Source organism: Orrella sp. JC864, assembly GCF_037026685.1.
Lineage (GTDB): Bacteria > Pseudomonadota > Gammaproteobacteria > Burkholderiales > Burkholderiaceae_B > Orrella.
The window spans coordinates 25,617-41,616 of the sequence record NZ_JBANET010000016.1 but is presented as its reverse complement, the minus strand read 5'-3'; the positions used below and the strand labels follow the sequence as shown (position 1 = coordinate 41,616).

The 16,000-nt window shown below is 70.9% G+C and carries 12 protein-coding genes; 7 read left to right on the top strand and 5 right to left on the bottom strand.

The window, feature by feature from the left end:
* Together V8Z80_RS14830 and V8Z80_RS14825 are read left to right on the top strand one after the other, a co-directional pair.
* The gene (locus tag V8Z80_RS14830) at positions 1-1,227 is read left to right on the top strand and encodes an amino acid ABC transporter substrate-binding protein (protein WP_336062571.1); all 1,227 of its coding nucleotides are present in this window, start codon (positions 1-3) and stop codon (positions 1,225-1,227) included.
* A gap of 34 nt (positions 1,228-1,261) precedes the next feature.
* Complete coding sequence (locus tag V8Z80_RS14825; protein WP_336062537.1) at positions 1,262-2,683, top strand: amidase; 1,422 nt, start codon at positions 1,262-1,264, stop codon at positions 2,681-2,683.
* A 60-nt stretch (positions 2,684-2,743) separates the two neighbouring features.
* On the opposite strand, the gene V8Z80_RS14820 is transcribed toward V8Z80_RS14825, so the two are convergent.
* Together V8Z80_RS14820 and V8Z80_RS14815 are read right to left on the bottom strand one after the other, a co-directional pair.
* The gene (locus V8Z80_RS14820) at positions 2,744-3,646 is read right to left on the bottom strand and encodes an alpha/beta fold hydrolase (protein WP_336062536.1); all 903 of its coding nucleotides are present in this window, start codon (positions 3,644-3,646) and stop codon (positions 2,744-2,746) included.
* Positions 3,647-3,901: 255 nt separating this feature from the next.
* Positions 3,902-4,588: a TetR/AcrR family transcriptional regulator gene (locus V8Z80_RS14815; protein WP_336062535.1), complete on the bottom strand. Its 687-nt coding sequence runs from the start codon at positions 4,586-4,588 to the stop codon at positions 3,902-3,904.
* 71 nt (positions 4,589-4,659) lie between these two features.
* Here V8Z80_RS14815 and V8Z80_RS14810 point away from each other — a divergent pair, with 71 nt between their 5' ends.
* Entirely contained in the window at positions 4,660-5,526 is an 867-nt protein-coding gene (locus V8Z80_RS14810; RefSeq protein ID WP_336062534.1) for an aldo/keto reductase family oxidoreductase, read from the top strand.
* Positions 5,527-5,681: 155 nt separating this feature from the next.
* Here the strand turns inward: V8Z80_RS14810 and V8Z80_RS14805 are convergent, their stop codons facing one another.
* The gene (locus V8Z80_RS14805) at positions 5,682-5,810 is read right to left on the bottom strand and encodes a hypothetical protein (protein ID WP_336062533.1); all 129 of its coding nucleotides are present in this window, start codon (positions 5,808-5,810) and stop codon (positions 5,682-5,684) included.
* Positions 5,811-6,066: 256 nt separating this feature from the next.
* Between V8Z80_RS14805 and uvrA the strand changes: the two genes are divergently transcribed.
* From uvrA to copM, 4 genes are all read left to right on the top strand, one after another.
* Positions 6,067-11,790, top strand: a complete 5,724-nt coding sequence (uvrA, locus tag V8Z80_RS14800) for an excinuclease ABC subunit UvrA (protein WP_336062532.1) — start codon at positions 6,067-6,069, stop codon at positions 11,788-11,790.
* 16 nt (positions 11,791-11,806) lie between these two features.
* Positions 11,807-12,955 carry an aminodeoxychorismate synthase component I gene (locus V8Z80_RS14795; RefSeq protein WP_336062531.1) on the top strand — a complete coding sequence of 383 codons (1,149 nt, stop codon included), beginning with the start codon at positions 11,807-11,809 and terminating at the stop codon, positions 12,953-12,955.
* A complete protein-coding gene (locus tag V8Z80_RS14790; protein ID WP_336062530.1) occupies positions 12,928-13,617 on the top strand; it encodes an aminotransferase class IV in 690 nt (229 codons plus the stop codon). The genes V8Z80_RS14795 and V8Z80_RS14790 overlap by 28 nt, the downstream gene beginning before the upstream one ends.
* A gap of 89 nt (positions 13,618-13,706) precedes the next feature.
* On the top strand, positions 13,707-14,114 hold the full coding sequence (copM, locus tag V8Z80_RS14785) for a CopM family metallochaperone (protein ID WP_336062529.1): 408 nt from the start codon (positions 13,707-13,709) through the stop codon (positions 14,112-14,114).
* Positions 14,115-14,165: 51 nt separating this feature from the next.
* Here the strand turns inward: copM and V8Z80_RS14780 are convergent, their stop codons facing one another.
* Together V8Z80_RS14780 and V8Z80_RS14775 are read right to left on the bottom strand one after the other, a co-directional pair.
* A complete protein-coding gene (locus V8Z80_RS14780; protein WP_336062528.1) occupies positions 14,166-15,098 on the bottom strand; it encodes a tRNA threonylcarbamoyladenosine dehydratase in 933 nt (310 codons plus the stop codon).
* 31 nt (positions 15,099-15,129) lie between these two features.
* Positions 15,130-15,912 (bottom strand): peptidoglycan DD-metalloendopeptidase family protein, encoded by a 783-nt coding sequence (locus tag V8Z80_RS14775; protein ID WP_442951985.1) that lies wholly within the window; start codon positions 15,910-15,912, stop codon positions 15,130-15,132.
* Positions 15,913-16,000: the final 88 nt, after the last annotated feature.

The window sequence follows — 16,000 nt, the reverse complement described above, 5'->3', positions numbered from 1 at the left end:
ATTTTCCGGAAACTGGCTTTACGACTGGCAGCCATCGCGCTGGGCGCCACGGCGGCTGCCCCAGCCCTGGCGCAGGCCGAGGCGCCGCCGCTGCGCATCGGCATGACGGTCTCGTCCACCGGCACCTTCGCGCTGGCTTCCCAGTCGGGCGTGCGCGGCATCGAAGTCTGGGTCGACGAGGTCAACCAGCGCGGCGGCATCGAGATCGACGGACAGAAGCGCCGGGTCGAACTGGTCAAGCGCGACGACCGCAGCGACAAGCAGATGGTCACCCGGGTCTACGAAGGCCTGATCACCAACGAGAAGGTGGACATGGTGTTCGCGCCCTTCGGCTCCACCCTGACCGCGGCGGCGGCCACCGTCACCGAACGGCTGGGCAAGTTCCTGATGGTGTGGTCGGCCTCCAGCGATCCGCTCTACGAACAGGGCTTCAAGTACGTGGTCTCGGGCACCCAGATGCCCGCCTCGCTGCAGCTGCGCCTGCCGATGGAATACGCCAGCCAGCTGGGCGGCAAGAAGGTGGCCATCATCTATTCGGACGAGCCCTTCCCCACCGCGCTGGCGGCCGGCGGCAACGACCAGGCCAAGAAGAACGGGATGGAAGTGGTGCTGTACGAGCGCTACCCCAAGGGGCAGAAGGACTTCAGCACCTTGCTGCAGAAGGTCCGCGCATCCGGGGCGGACGTGTTCTTTCCCACCTCGTACGAAGGCGACCTGATCAGCATGGCCCGCCAGATGAAGCAGCTGAACATCAACTTCCCGTTCACGTTCATGTTCTACGCCTCGACGCCGCAGTTCCAGGCCATCGGCAAGGACGGCGACTACATCTTCAGCAACACCAACTACGACCCGGCGATCAACTGGCAGGTCAACGCCGGCATGAACCGCGAGCAGTTCGCCCAGGCCTACGACAGGCTGTTCCCCAAAGCCGAATTCGCGCCCGACTTCCAGACCGCGCTGGCCTATGGCGCGGGCGTGGTGGCGGAGGAGATCATCAAGAAGGCCCAGTCCACCGATCCGGCCAGGATGAAGCAGGCCGCGCTGGATCTGTCGGGCAAGTTGACAGTGATGGCCGGGCCCTATGAAATCAACGAACAGGGCAAGCAGCTGCAGATGCCGTTCCCGGTGGTGCAGCTGCAGCCCGGCAAGGGCATGGTGCCCCTGTATCCCGCCGACGTGGCCACCGGCAAGCCCATCTACCCCATCCCGGCCTGGAACCAGCGCTAAGGCCGCATGGCCGATGCGCGCAACGAGAAACCGCATGGACGACGTCGTATTCCTTCCCATCGAACAGCTTTCGGGGCTGCTCGCGCAAGGCCAGCTGGGCGCCGAGGAACTGACGCGCGCCTACCTGGCGCGCATCGAGCGCCACGATGGCGAGCTCAGGGCCTACGCCCAGGTCCACCCCGAACTGGCGCTGGCACAGGCGCGCTGCGCCGACGCGCGCCGGCGCCAGGGGCTGGCGCTCGGGCCGCTCGACGGCATCCCCATCGCGGTCAAGGACCTGTGCGGCCTGGCCGGCCAGCCGATGGCGGCGGGCTCCCGGACCCTGGCCGGGCGGACGGCCGGCAGCACCGCCACCGCCTTGCAGCGCCTGATGCAGGCCGGCGCGGTGGTGCTGGGCAGCACCCAGATGGTGGAATACGCCTTCGGCGCCTGGGGCGTGAACCCGCTGCTGGGCACGCCCAAGAACCCTTGGGACCGCGCCGTGCACCGCGTGCCGGGCGGCTCGTCCAGCGGCTCGGGCGTGGCCGTGGCCGCGGGCCTAGCCGCGGCGGCCATCGGTTCGGACACCGGCGGCTCGATCCGCACGCCCTCCATGCTCAACGGCATCACGGGCCTGAAGGTCAGCGCCGGGCGCATCAGCCTGGCCGGCTGCGTGGACCTGTGCCATACGCTGGACACGCTGGGACCCATGGCGCGTTCGGCCTGGGATGCGGCGCTGCTGGCCGGCGTGATGGCCGGGCCCGATCCGCTGGACCCGCGCACCCTGCACCGGCCGCAGCCGGCCATCGCGCCGGCCGCGCCCGTGCCCTCGGCCTTGCCGCTGGCCGGCGTGCTGGTGGCCACCATGCCGGCCGCGCGCCATCCCTATGCCTTGCAGCCCGCCTTCGCGCGCGCCTACCAGGAAACCGTCGCCCATCTGCAGGCCTTGGGCGCGACGCTTTGCGAACCGGAGTTTCCCTTCGACTTTCGCGAGATGACCGACCAGGTGGGGCAGATCATCGCCTGCGAGGGCTATGCGCTGTACGAAGCGGTGGTCCAGGACCGCGGCGCGCCGATGGGCGAGGCGGTCCGCCAGCGCATGCTCGGCGGCGCGGCGCTGGCCGCGCGCGACTACCTGCGCCTGCAGGCCGCGCACCGCGCCGCCTGCGCGCAGTGGCAGGCATGGATGCAGGACATCGACGCGCTGCTGGTGCCGGGCCTGCCGATCACCGCGGTCCCGCTCGAAGGCCTGGACGAATCCTCCACGGCCCTGTCGCTCTATACGCGGCCGGCGAATTTCCTGGGCGCCTGCGCCCTGGCGCTGCCGGCCGGCTTCGACGAGGCGGGCCTGCCGCTGGGCGTGCAGCTCTATGGCAAGCCGGGCGACGAAAGCGGCCTGGTGCGCATCGGCCAAGCGCTGCAGTCGGCCACCGACTGGCATCTGCGGCACCCTGTGCTGGCACTGGACGGCGCCTAGCGTCCCGCCCGCGCCTGCCCCCGGAGACCGGGGCGCAGGTGCCCCGGAACCCGGGCCCGCTCAGTCCCGCGGGAAAAAGGCGAGAACCTCGGCCAGCAGCGCCTCGGGCGCCTCTTCCGCGATGTAATGGCCGCAAGGCAGCGGGCCGCCGCGCACGTCCTCGGCGACCCGGCGCCATTCCGAAAGCGGATCGAAGCAGCGCTGCACCACGCCGTCGCGCCCCCACAGGGCCAGCAGCGGCATGCGCAGCCGCACGCCGCCTGCCCGGTCGGCGCGGTCGTGATCGAGGTCGATGCCGGCCGAGGCCCGATAGTCCTCGCATATGCCGTGCGCCGTCCCGGGCAGCGCGAGCGCGCGCTCGTATTCGGCAAGCGCGGCGGGCGCGAACGGCGCCAGGCCCGCGCTGCGGCGGCCCATCACGTCGCGCACGTAGGCGGCCGGATCCGCCTCGATTAGGCGCTCCGGCAGCGGCGCGGGCTGGATGAGGAAGAACCAGTGCCAGTAGGCGCGCGCGAACGCCTCGCCGGTCTGCTCGTACATGGCCAGCGTCGGCGCGATATCCAGCAGCGCCAACCGGCGGACGGCCTGTGGATGGTCGAGCGCCAGGCGGTGCGCGACCCGGGCGCCGCGGTCGTGGGCCAGGACATGGAAGCTGGCATGCCCGAGCGCCTGCATTACCTGCAGCATGTCGCGCGCCATGACGCGCTTGCTGTAGTTGCCGTGGTCGGCGTCGCCAGGCGGCCTGGACGAATCGCCATACCCGCGCAGGTCCGCGAGCACGAGCGCGAAGCGCCCGGCCAGCGCCGGCGCAACCTTGTGCCACATGGCGTGGGTCTGCGGGTGGCCATGCAGCAGCAGCAGCGGCGCCCCCTGGCCGCCGGTGCGCACGCGGATGCGCACGCCGGGCCCGGTCTGGATGTCGTGGGTCTCGAAGCCTGGATACAGGCAAGGGCCGTTCTGCATGATGCGTGGTCTCCTCTTGGCCGGCTTCCCGCCATTGTATTGACCAGGCTCGGGCCATTGATTTCCGAGGGATTAATTCTTTAGGTCCCCGCAGTTATCAAAGACCTTCCCTGCCGCCTTTTTTTGCCGCCGGGCCGCCCCAAGGCAAAAACGGCCCCCCCCGGGGGGGCAGCAAGCCGTAAGGCGCAGCGTGGGGGCATTTTTTGCCGCCGGGCCGCCCCAAGGCAAAAACGGCCCCCCGGGGGGGCAGTCAGTTCAGCCGAAGGCGCAGCGTGGGGGCCTTTTTGCCGCCGCGCGGGCAGGCCGCGTGTGCGCGGGGCCTTGGCCGGCCGTGAAATACGCGCCCAGCAGCAGCGCAAGCTGCTCTTGCAGGCAGGCTTGGAAGCCGGGCGGCGCCGTGCCTTCGAGCACGGCCCGCACCGGCCCGGCCAAGGCGCGGAAGGCGATGCCGGCCGTCACCGCGGGATCGGCGAAGCGCGCATCCGGCGCGCTCGCGAGCATCGCCGCGATCGCCCCGGTCATGCGCGCGCCGGCCTGCGCGGCCAGTTCGGCGCCGCCGCGTTCCGCGGCCACGGCGTAGAGCGCCTTCGATTCCTGCGGGTCGCGCAGCTTCGCGTCGAGAAAGGAGGCGACCAGGGCCCGGGCCATCTCGGCTGCCGGCCTGCCCCGGCTCTGCTGGCACACTTCGGCCACCGCGCCGGCCACGCCGTCCAGGTGCCGGGCCAGCACCGCCGCAAGCAAGGCGTCGCGGTTCGGGTAGTACTGGTAGAGGCTGCCGACCGACATGCCGGCCCGCGCCGCGACGCGGGTCGTCGTGCAGCGGCCCAGGCCTTCGCGGGTCAGAACCTGAACGGCTGCGGTGTGCAGGGCCTCCACCGTGGCTGCGGAACGGGCCTGGCGCGGGGATTTTCGCGGCTTCAGGGCCGCCGTCGGAGTGCTCATGGAATGCGAATTCAAAAACTGAATAATGCTTCATATACTGTCCGCACTCAACCCGCAAACAAGGCAAAGACATGCAAAGCATCGACAAGACCGGCACGTTCCCCCTGGGCGCGCGCGCCGTGAAACGAATGGGCTATGGCGCCATGCAGCTGGCCGGCCCCGGGGTATTCGGCCCGCCCAGGGACCGCGGCGCGGCGCTGGCGGTGCTGCGCGAAGCCGTCGAGCTGGGCATCGACCATATCGACACCAGCGATTTCTACGGCCCGCATGTGACCAACCAGATCATCCGCGAGGCATTGCACCCCTATCGGGACGACTTGACCATCGTCACCAAGATCGGCGCCCGCCGCGGCGAGGACGCCTCCTGGCTGCCCGCCTTTTCGGCCGAGGCGCTGACCCAGGCTGTGCACGACAACCTGCGCAACCTGGGGCTGGACGTCCTGGACGTGGTCAACCTGCGGATCATGTTCCAGGCGCACGGCCCGGCCGAAGGCTCCATCGAGCAGCCCCTGGCCGTCCTGGCCGAACTGCAGCGGCAAGGGCTCGTGCGGCATATCGGCCTGAGCAACGTCACGGCCGCGCAGGTGGCCGAAGCCCGCAGCATGGTGCCTATCGTCTGCGTGCAGAACCTGTACAACATCGTGCACCGCCAGGACGATCCCTTGATCGACGCGCTGGCCCGGGACGGCATCGCCTACGTGCCGTTCTTCCCGCTGGGCGGCTTCACGCCGCTGCAATCGTCGGCCTTGTCGGCGGCGGCCCAGCGGCTCGGCGCCACGCCGATGCAGGTGGCGCTGGCGTGGCTGCTGCGCCGCTCCCCCAACATCCTGCTGATTCCCGGCACCTCTTCCATTGCGCATCTGCGGGAAAACGTCGCGGCCGCCGGGCTCGAACTGCCGGACGACGTGCTGCCGGCGCTGGACGGCCTGGCCGCCTAGCGGGCGCGGGCGCAGCCTGCCTGCCGGGACGGGCAGGCAAGAAGCCATCGAACCCGCCATGAAAAAACCCCAAGGCCGGCGCGAGCCTGCCTTGGGGCCTGGTGCGAAAGCCGCATCGAGGCGGCCCGCCCGGCAAGCCGGGCGGCAGCCGCGCCTTACATGCGCTTGATCTTTTCCAGCATCTTGAACACGCCCTTGGGCGAGTTCGCGAAAAGGCGCTTGAATGCCTTGCCCAGGCAGCGGCGCTCCAGGGTGTTGCGGCGCACGCGCTTACGTTCAGCCATGTCGGACTCCTTTGTATGAGCCGGGAAATTCCCGGGCCAGGTTTGCGGACCGCCTCGCGCCGGGGCGGCGAAGACGGATAGGGATTTTTGGATAACCCGCTATTGTAGCGTGCGCGGGCTGCAAACCCCAAATCCGCGCCGCGGCCGGCGAACACGGCGGCCCCTTGCGGGAAAACGATATACTGGATATCGATCCAGCAATCGCGAGCCCGGCCCGTCTTGTGGCGGCCGTCCCCGCCCCACGCTACGATAGCCCATGACCTCGCAGATCCGCATCACTGGCGCGCGCCAGAACAACCTCAAGCACCTCGATCTCACCCTCGACACCAACCAGCTGATCGTCATTACCGGGGTCTCCGGCTCGGGCAAGAGCTCGCTGGCCTTCGACACGCTCTATGCCGAGGGGCAACGCCGCTACGTCGAGACCTTCTCGCCCTATGCGCGCCAGTTCCTGGACCGCATGGACAAGCCGCAGGTCGACAGGATCGAGGGCATCCTGCCGGCCATCGCCATCGACCAGACCAACCCGGTGCGCAGCTCGCGCAGCACGGTCGGCACCATGACCGAGCTGAACGACCACCTGAAGCTGCTGTTCGCCCGGGCGGGACGGCTGTACTGCCGCGGCTGCGGGCAGCGGGTGCAGCGCGACACGCCCGACACCATCGCCGCCTCCATCGCCCGGCGCGCGGCGGCCGCCGGCGACCCGCGGCTGGTGGTCACCTTTGCCGTGAACGTGCCGGCCAACTTCACCGAGGAGGAAGTGCGCGGCTTTCTCGAAGGCCAGGGCTACACCCGGGTGCACAGCGAGGAGGCCGGCACGGCGCCGGGCAAGGCCGCGCCGGGCGGGCCTGCCAAGGGCAAGGGCAAGGCCAAGGCCGCACCCGCCGGCACGCCCGGCACGCGCGTGCTGAACGTGGTGCAGGACCGTTTCCGCCACGGCTCCGCCGAGGCCGGCCGCATCATGGAAGCCCTGGATGCGGCCCTGAAGATGGGCGGCGGCCATATCGCCGTGCGCGCGCTGGACGACCAGGGCAACGAAGCGCAATGCTGGCGCTACAGCAACCGTCTGCATTGCGCCGACTGCAACATCGAATACTCGGACCCGCTGCCCAGCACCTTCTCGTTCAACTCGCCGCTGGGCGCCTGCGAAAGCTGCCGCGGCTTCGGCCGGGTGATCGGCATCGACTTCGGCCTGGTGGTGCCGGACGAAACCAAGACACTGCGCGAGGGCGCGATCAAGCCTTGGCAGACGGCCAGCTACAAGGAATGCCAGGACGACCTGCAGAAGTACGCCCCGGGCGCCGGCGTGCGCCTGGGCGTGCCCTGGAAAGACCTGCGCCCCGAAGAGCGCGAATGGGTGCTGTACGGCGACCCCGCCTGGAAAGGCGGCAACCAGGCCTGGAAGACCCAGTGGTACGGGGTGCAGCGCTTTTTCGACTGGCTGGAGTCCCGGGCCTACAAGATGCACGTGCGGGTGCTGCTGTCCAAGTACCGCAGCTATACGCCCTGCCCGGCCTGCAAGGGCTCGCGCCTCAAGCCCGACGCGCTGCTGTGGCGCGTGGGCGAGGCGCGCGAGGCCGATCAGGCCCTGCCGCGCGAGGATGGCCGCTACCGCCGCTTCAAGCCGGTGCACGCCGGCTGGAGCGAAGATCAGCTGTACGGGTTGCCCGGGCTGACCCTGCACGACCTGATGCTGCTGCCCATCGAGCGGGTGCAGCAGTTCTTCGAGACCCTGAAGTTCGAGGGCGTGCTGGACGCGGCCGCCGACCTGCTCATGACCGAAGTGCGGGCGCGCCTGAAGTTCCTGTGCGACGTGGGCCTGGGCTACCTGACGCTGGACCGGCAAAGCCGCACGCTGTCCGGCGGCGAAGTCCAGCGCATCAACCTGACCACGGCCCTGGGCACCTCGCTGGTCAATACGCTGTTCGTGCTGGACGAACCCTCCATCGGCCTGCATCCGCGCGACATGCACCGCATCGTCGAGGTCATGCACCGCCTGCGCGACGCGGGCAACACGCTGGTGGTGGTCGAGCACGATCCGCAGGTCATGGTGGCGGCCGACCGCATCATCGACATCGGCCCGGGGCCGGGCGAGCGCGGCGGGCGGATCGTGTTCGACGGCACGCCCGCGCAGATGCGCGGCGCGCCCACCCTGACCGGCGACTACCTGGGCGCGCGCAAGCGTGTCGAGGCGCCCCGGCCGCAGCCGGTGGCGGCCAGCACGCCGCGGCTGGTCCTGGAAGGCGCGCGCGCGCACAATCTCAAGAACGTCTCGGTCGAGATCCCGCTGGGCCGGCTGGTGTGCCTGACCGGCGTATCGGGCTCGGGCAAGTCCACGCTGGTGCAGGACGTGCTCTATCCGGCGCTGCGCAAGCTGCAGGGCAAGCCCACCGACGCGCCGGGCGAGCACGACCGGGTGCTGGGCGCCGAGCGCATCGCCGACGTGGTCATGGTGGATCAGGCCCCGGTGGGCAAGACCGCGCGCTCGAATCCGGCCAGCTACGTGGGCGCCTTCGAGGCCATCCGCAAGCTGTTCGCCCAGGCGCCGCTCTCGCGCGAGCGCGGCTACACGGCCGGCACCTTCAGCTTCAACAGCGGCGACGGGCGCTGCCCGACCTGCGGCGGCACCGGCTTCGAACACGTCGAGATGCAGTTCCTGTCCGACGTCTACCTGCGCTGCCCCGACTGCGACGGCAAGCGCTTCCGCCCCGAGATCCGCGAGGTGCGCGTCGAGCACCTGGGCCGCAGCGCCTCGGTGGACGAGGTGCTGGCCATGACGGTCAGCGAGGCCATGGATTTCTTCAAGGGCCTGCGCGACGTGCAGACCGGCCTGGCCCCGTTGGCCGACGTGGGGCTGGAATACGTGCAGCTGGGCCAGCCGGTGCCCACCCTGTCGGGCGGCGAGGCGCAGCGGCTCAAGCTGGCCGGCCACCTGGCCGAGGCCGTGCGCAGCGGCGCGGCGGGGGCCAGGCTGGCCAAAAAAGGCACGCTATTCCTGTTCGACGAGCCGACCACCGGCCTGCATTTCGACGACGTGGCGCGGCTGATGCGCGCCTTCCGCAAGCTGCTGGCCGCCGGCCACACCCTGCTGGTGATCGAGCACAACCTGGACGTGATCCGCGCGGCCGACTGGCTGATCGACCTGGGGCCGGACGGCGGCGATGCCGGCGGCGAGGTCGTGGGCGTGGGCACGCCCCAGGATCTGATGGCCAATCCGCGTTCGTTTACCGGCGCGGCGCTGCGCGACTACGACACCGACATCCTGCCGGCGCAGCCGCAGCAGGCGCCCGCGCTGCGCGAGCCCGAGACCGCCTACGCCACCGAAACCGAGCTGGCGCTGGCCCATACGGCAAGGCGCGCGGCGCTGGCGCACGCCATCGAGATCCGCAATGCGCGCGAGCACAACCTGAAGAACATCAGCGTGGAAATCCCGCGCGAAAAGTTCACCGTCATCACCGGCGTCTCGGGCTCGGGCAAGTCCACGCTGGCCTTCGACATCCTTTTCAACGAAGGCCAGCGGCGCTACCTCGAATCGCTCAACGCCTATGCCCGCGCCATCGTGCAGCCGGCCGGCAAGCCCGACGTGGACGCCATCTTCGGCATCCCGCCCACGGTGGCCATCGCGCAGCGCACCAGCCGCGGCGGGCTGAAATCCACGGTCGCCACCATGACCGAGATCCACCACTTCCTGCGGCTGCTCTACGTGAAGCTGGGCGTGCAGTATTCGCCCGACCACAACGTGCCGGTGCAGTCGCAGACGCCCGATCAGATCGTGGCGCGCATCCTGCGCGAGCATGCGGGCCAGCACATCGGCCTGCTGGCCCCGCTGGTCACCGCGCGCAAGGGCTACTACACCGACCTGGCCAAGTGGGCCGGCAGCAAGGGCTATACGCACCTGCGGGTCGATGGCGTCTTCACGCCGGTCTCGCCCTGGCCGCGGCTGGACCGCTACAAGGAGCACACCATCGAGCTGCCGGTGGCCGACCTGCGGGTGGACCCCGCCGACGAGACGCCGCTGCGCGACGCGGTCCGGCGCGCACTGGAGCTGGGCCAGGGCGCGATGTCGGTGGTGTGGCCGCTGGGGGCGCTGCGCGAAACGCTGTCCCCTTCGCTGGAGCAACTGCACTTTTCCACCAAGCGCACCTGCCCGGTCAGCGGCGCGAGTTTCCCGGAACTCGATCCGCGCATGTTCTCCTACAACTCCAAGCATGGCTGGTGCCCGACCTGCTACGGCACCGGCCTGGTGATGCCCGGCTTCGACGCCGAGCAAAGCGGCGAGGAAGCCGGCTGGGCCGACGCACAGCCCGGCCAGGCGCGCGTGTGCCCGGCCTGCCACGGCAAGCGGCTGAACCGTGTATCGCTGGCCGTGCGCTGGCGCGACCGCTCCATCGCCGACCTGGCCGCCATGTCGGTGGACGAGGCCCACGGCTTCTTCACCGGCCTGGTGATGCGCGGGCGCGAGGCCGAGATCGCGCGCGACATCCTGGCCGAGATCCGCAGCCGCCTGGGCTTCATGCGCGAGGTGGGGCTGAACTACCTGGCGCTGGACCGCGCCGCGCCCACGCTCTCGGGCGGCGAGGCGCAGCGCATCCGGCTGGCCGCGCAGCTGGGCTCGAACATGCAGGGCGTGTGCTACGTGCTGGACGAGCCCACCATCGGCCTGCATCCGCGCGACAACCGCATCCTGCTCGATGCGCTGGGCAAGCTCGAAGGCAACGGCAACACGCTGGTGGTGGTCGAGCATGACGACGACACCATCCGGCGCGCCTCGCACATCATCGACATCGGCCCGGGCGCCGGCGTGCGCGGCGGCCAGGTGGTGGCGCAAGGACCGCTGCCCGCGCTGATGGCGTCCAAGGCATCGGTCACCGGCCGCTACCTGGCGCAGCCGCTCAGGCATCCGCTGCAGCCGCGCCGGCCCATCGGGCCGGACACCGCCTTCCTGCGCGTACAGGGCGCGCAATTGCACAACCTGCGCAAGGTCGATGCGCGCTTTCCCATCGGCAGGCTGTCGGTGGTCACCGGCGTGTCGGGCTCGGGCAAGTCCACGCTGGCGCGCGAAGTGATGCTGGAGAACCTGCTGGCCGCGGTGGGCCAGGGCAATGCGCCGGCCTGGCGCGGCTGCGAGGCCATCACCGGCTGGGAAGTCCTGGACCGCGTGCTGGAGGTCGACCAGACGCCCATTGGCAAGACGCCGCGCTCCTGCCCGGCCACCTACGTGGGCTTCTGGGACGAAGTGCGCAAGCAGTTCGCCGACACGCGCGAGGCGCGCATGCGCGGCTGGACCGCGGCGCGCTTTTCCTTCAATACCGGCGACGGCCGCTGCCCGGTATGCGAGGGCCAAGGCATGCGCACCATCGAAATGAACTTCCTGCCCGACGTGAAGGTGCCTTGCGACGCCTGCAACGGCGCACGCTTCAACCACGACACGCTGAGCGTGCAGATGCGCGGCAAGCATGCCGGCGAGGTGCTGGCCATGGAGGTGGACGACGCCATCGGCTATTTCGCGGCGCACCCCAAGGTGCAACGGCCCCTGCAGCTGATGCAGGACGTGGGCCTGGGCTACCTGACGCTGGGCCAGCCCTCTCCCACGCTGTCGGGCGGCGAGGCGCAGCGCATCAAGCTGGTCACCGAACTGGCCAAGGCGCGCCTGGCCGAAGGGATCATCACCACGGGCCGGGCCTCGCGCGCGCCGCACACGCTGTACGTGCTGGACGAGCCTACGGTGGGCCTGTCCATGGCCGACGTCGAGAAACTCATCCATGTGCTGCACCGGCTGGTCGAGGCGGGCAATACGGTAGTGGTGATCGAGCACAACCTGGACGTGATCGCCGAAGCCGACTGGCTGCTGGACCTGGGGCCCGAAGGCGGCACGGGCGGCGGCAGGCTGGTGGCCCAAGGCACGCCCGAAGAGGTGGCGGCCCTGCATGCGCAGTCGCATACCGGCGCGGTGCTCAAGCCCTTTCTTGAGGGGGCCTGATGGGAGGCCTGCCGCGATGAGCCTGTGCCGTTTCGAGGACCGCGAGGCCGGGCGCGCCATCGTCCTGCACGACCTGCACGAGCGCATCACCGCCTGCGCCGCCAGCGAGGTGGACGCGGCGCTGGCGCGCATCGACGCCGCACGGCGCGCCGGCCATTGGGTGGCGCTGCTGCTGGACTACGAGCTGGGAGAATGGCTGGAGCCGGGCGTGCTGCTGCCCGGCGGCACGCCGGCCGGCGCGGCGCCCCCCGCCAGCCTCCCGTCCGACGGCAAGCCGCGCCTGACCGCCCTGGTCTACCGCCGCCACACCGAAGAGACGCCCTGGCCCGCGCCCGACCTGTATCCGCCGCCGCAGGTGGCTTCGGTGCGGGCCCGCGTGGCGCCCGACACCTATCGCGCCAACGTGCGCCGCATCGCCGAATGGATCGCCGCCGGCGAGCTCTACCAGGTCAACTACACCATGCCGCTGGACGTCACGGTGCAGGGCCCGGCGCCCGAGCTGTACGCCCAACTGGCCAGCCGGCACCCCTCGGCCCATGCGGCCTACATCGAGGACGCCGGCCGCACGGTGCTGTCTTTCTCGCCCGAGCTGTTCCTGGCGCGCCAAGGCAGCCTGCTGCGCACGCGCCCCATGAAAGGCACGGCGCCGCGCCACGCCGACCCGGAACAGGACGCCGCCTCGGCCCGGGCATTGCAGGCCAGCGAAAAGAACCGGGCCGAGAACCTCATGATCGTGGACCTGCTGCGCAACGACCTGGGACGGGTGGCGCGGCCCGGGTCGGTGCGGGTGCGCGGCCTGTTCGAGCTGGAACGCTACGCCAGCGTCTGGACGCTGACCTCCACCATCGAGGCCGAGGCGCCCGGCGCCGGGCTGGGCGAGATCCTGCGCGCCCTGTTTCCTTGCGGCTCGGTCACGGGCGCGCCCAAGATCGCGGCCATGCGCCGCATCCGCGAGCTCGAGCCGCAGCCGCGCGGACTATATTGCGGCAGCATAGGCTGGCTGGCGCCGGATGGCGATTTTTCGCTGAACGTGGCGATCCGCACGCTGGTCCTGTCCACGCCGGACAGCGGCACCTACCATGCCGGCGGCGGCATCGTGGCCGATTCGGACCCCGCGCTCGAATGGGAGGAATGCGAATGGAAGTCCCGCGTGCTGACGCGTTGACGCCCCCGGCCGGCGCGCGCCTGATCGAGACGATGCGGGTGCAGGCCGACGGCGCCTTGCCGCTGCTGGATGGACATCTGGCGCGGCTGGCGCGTTCGGCGCGGGCGCTGGGCTACGCGCCGCCGCAGGCGGATCTGCGCGACAGGCTGCTGGGGCACGCCGCGCGGCTGCCCCGGGGCCAGGCGCACCGGCTGCGGCTGCTGTGCGATGAGCGGGGCGCCTGCACGCTGGAGACAGGCCCCCTGCCCGCCTTGCCGGCCGGCCCGAAGCTTGCCCTGGCGCCCCTGCCGCTGTCCTCGCAAGAGCCGCTGCTGCGCCACAAGACCACCCACCGGCCCTGGTACCAGGCCGCCGCCGCCTGGCTGGCGGCCCATCCCGATCACTTCGACGTGCTGTTCCTGAACGAGCGCGGCGAGCTGTGCGAAGGCTCGCGCAGCAACGTGCACCTGCTGCGCGACGGCGCGTGGCTCACGCCGCCCGTATCCAGCGGCCTGCTGCCGGGCGTGCAGCGCGAGGCGCTGCTGGCTGCCGGGCTGGTGCGCGAAGCCGTGCTGACGCGCGCCGACCTGGCGCGGGCCCGGGGGCTGCGGCTGTCCAACGGGCTGCGCGGCTGGTTCGACGTAACCCCGGGCTTGACCTTGCCAGCATGGGAAGGTGCATAGTCGTGTCCGGCGCGGCGGGGTCGCGCCGCGCGCAAGCGGGGCGCGGCTGTGCCCGGGCTTGCGCGGCCCATGCAAACAAGGAGAACGACATGCACGTAGGAAAATGGATGGCCGGGCCGGCCATGGCCCTGTTGCTGCTGGGCGCAGGCGCAGCCGGCGCCGCCCAGGATGCGCACGGCGGACACGGGGATCACGGCAACCATGACGGCGGCGTCCCGTCCGGCCAGGCGGCCCAGGCATCGCCATCCACCCGGGCCTTCGAGGCGGCCAATGCAAGAATGCACCGGGACATGGCGGTGGCGTACACGGGAGATGCCGACGTCGATTTCGTACGCGCCATGATTCCGCACCACGAAGGCGCCGTCGACATGGCGCGCATCGTCCTGGCCCACGGCAAGGACCCGGGGATCCGCCGGCTTGCCGAGGACGTGATCCGGGCGCAGCAAGCCGAGATCGCCCAGATGCGCGACTGGCTCAAGGCCCGGGGACTGGACTGACGAGAGCCTGCTGCCCGCTCCCCACAGGGCGGAGCTTGGCGGCAGCCGGCCCTAATCCTGCGCCAGCACCTGCCGCAAGGCCATGTTGGCCGCGGCCAGGCCCATGGCGGCCGTTACCGTCACCACCGAACCGTAGCCGGCGCAGGACAGGCCCTGCGGCGCGGCATCGTCGGCCTGGATCCCGGCCGTCCACACGCTGGGCAGGATGGCCGGCTGCTCGACCCACAGCACGCGCACGCCCATGCGGGGCACGCGGCCGGGCTTGCCGGCCTTGGCCGCAGCCGGCTTGGGGTAGCCGTGCTGCTTGCGCAGGATGTTGCGCAGCCGCGCCAGCAAGGCATCGTGGGTGCTCTCGGACAGGTCGCCGGCACGCAGGGCCAGCGCATCGGTCTTGCCGCCGGCGCCGCCGCACACCACCAGCGGCTGGCGGCGCTGGCGCGCCAGCAGGATCATGGCGACCTTGGCGGCCGCCTGGTCGGTGCAGTCGATCACCATGTCCAGCGACGGGTCCAGCAGTTGCGCCGCATTGCCCGGCGTCAGGAAGTCGTCCACGCAGGCCACCCGGCAAGCCGGATGGATGCCGGCGATGCGTTCGGCCATGGCCTGCACCTTGGCCTGGCCCAGGGTGGCCGACAAGGCATGCACCTGGCGGTTGATGTTGGACTCGGCGATGTGGTCCAGGTCTATCAGCGCCAGGCGGCCCACGCCGCAGCGTGCGAGCGCCTCGGCCGTCCAGGAGCCCACGCCGCCCAGGCCCACCACGGCGATGCGGGCAGCACGCAGGCGCTCGGGCGCGCCTGGCCCGTACAGACGCGCCAGGCCGCCGAAGCGGCGTTCGAGGTCGGCGGAGCAGGCCTGCGCGGAGCAGGCATCGGCTGCCGGGGCATCGGCTGCCGGGGCATCGGCGGCGGGCGCATCGGCCAAGGGGCTGCCGGCCGCGGGGCGGGCCGGAACAGCCGGGAACGGAAGCGTGGAATCGGACATGGCGGGTATTTTCCCATGCCCGGCCGGTCTTCTAGCGCTTGGGCAGGAAGCGGATCGGATCGACCGACTTGCCGTCGTAGCGCACCTCGAAATACAGCTGCACGGCGGGCGCATCGCTGTCGCCCATCTGGGCGATGGTCTGGCCGCTGGTCACGCGCTGGCCTTCCTTGACGCTGATGCTGCGGTTGTGCGCGTAGACCGACAGGTAGGCCGAGTCGTGGCGCACGATGACCATGTTGCCGTAGCCGCGCAGGCCATTGCCGACATAGGCGACGGTACCGGCGGCCGCCGCCCTGACGGGGGTGCCGGCGCTGTTGGCGATCACCAGGCCGCGCGAACTCGTCCCGTTGAAGCCGCGCACCAGCCGGCCTTCGGCGGGCCACACCATGGAAATCGAACGGGCCGGCGCCGGCCCCACGCGCCTGCCGGCGACCGCCGCGCTCGTGCCGGCCGAAGCGGCGGGCGCGGGCGGGGCCGTGCCGGCCGCACCCGCGGTGGCCGCCGGCCGCACGCGCAGCACCTGCCCGACCTCGATGCGATTGGGGTCGCTCAGGTTGTTCATGCGCATCAACGCGCTGACGCTCTGGCCATGCTGGCGGGCGATCTTGGTCAGGGTATCGCCGCGGACCACGCGGTATTGGCCGGGCTCGACCTTGGGCGTGGAGCCGCAGGCGGCCAGCACGGCCAGCGCCAGCGCGAGGGCCAGCCCGCGGCCGGCCCGCGGCAGGAAAAGCGGAAAGAAACGCGGGACTGTCGCGGCGGCGCGGGCCGGGGATGAAGTGCTGAGCGCGGCGCTGGACGATGGAAACGGCACGGAACGGCAACCTGGCGTAGCTGGGATCGACCCCAAGGGTAGCAAAAAAGCCCCCACGCTGCGCCTTACGGCTTGCTGCCCCCCGGGG

Bases quoted from the DNA above. Each gene is read 5' to 3' on its own strand.
- V8Z80_RS14825 (WP_336062537.1), top strand. From the start codon at position 1,262: ATGGACGACGTCGTATTCCTTCCCATCGAACAGCTTTCGGGGCTGCTC.
- V8Z80_RS14820 (WP_336062536.1), bottom strand. From the start codon at position 3,646: ATGCAGAACGGCCCTTGCCTGTATCCAGGCTTCGAGACCCACGACATC.
- V8Z80_RS14815 (WP_336062535.1), bottom strand. From the start codon at position 4,588: ATGAGCACTCCGACGGCGGCCCTGAAGCCGCGAAAATCCCCGCGCCAG.
- V8Z80_RS14810 (WP_336062534.1), top strand. From the start codon at position 4,660: ATGCAAAGCATCGACAAGACCGGCACGTTCCCCCTGGGCGCGCGCGCC.
- V8Z80_RS14805 (WP_336062533.1), bottom strand. From the start codon at position 5,810: ATGGCTGAACGTAAGCGCGTGCGCCGCAACACCCTGGAGCGCCGCTGC.
- uvrA (WP_336062532.1), top strand. From the start codon at position 6,067: ATGACCTCGCAGATCCGCATCACTGGCGCGCGCCAGAACAACCTCAAG.
- V8Z80_RS14795 (WP_336062531.1), top strand. From the start codon at position 11,807: ATGAGCCTGTGCCGTTTCGAGGACCGCGAGGCCGGGCGCGCCATCGTC.
- V8Z80_RS14790 (WP_336062530.1), top strand. From the start codon at position 12,928: ATGGAAGTCCCGCGTGCTGACGCGTTGACGCCCCCGGCCGGCGCGCGC.
- copM (WP_336062529.1), top strand. From the start codon at position 13,707: ATGCACGTAGGAAAATGGATGGCCGGGCCGGCCATGGCCCTGTTGCTG.
- V8Z80_RS14780 (WP_336062528.1), bottom strand. From the start codon at position 15,098: ATGTCCGATTCCACGCTTCCGTTCCCGGCTGTTCCGGCCCGCCCCGCG.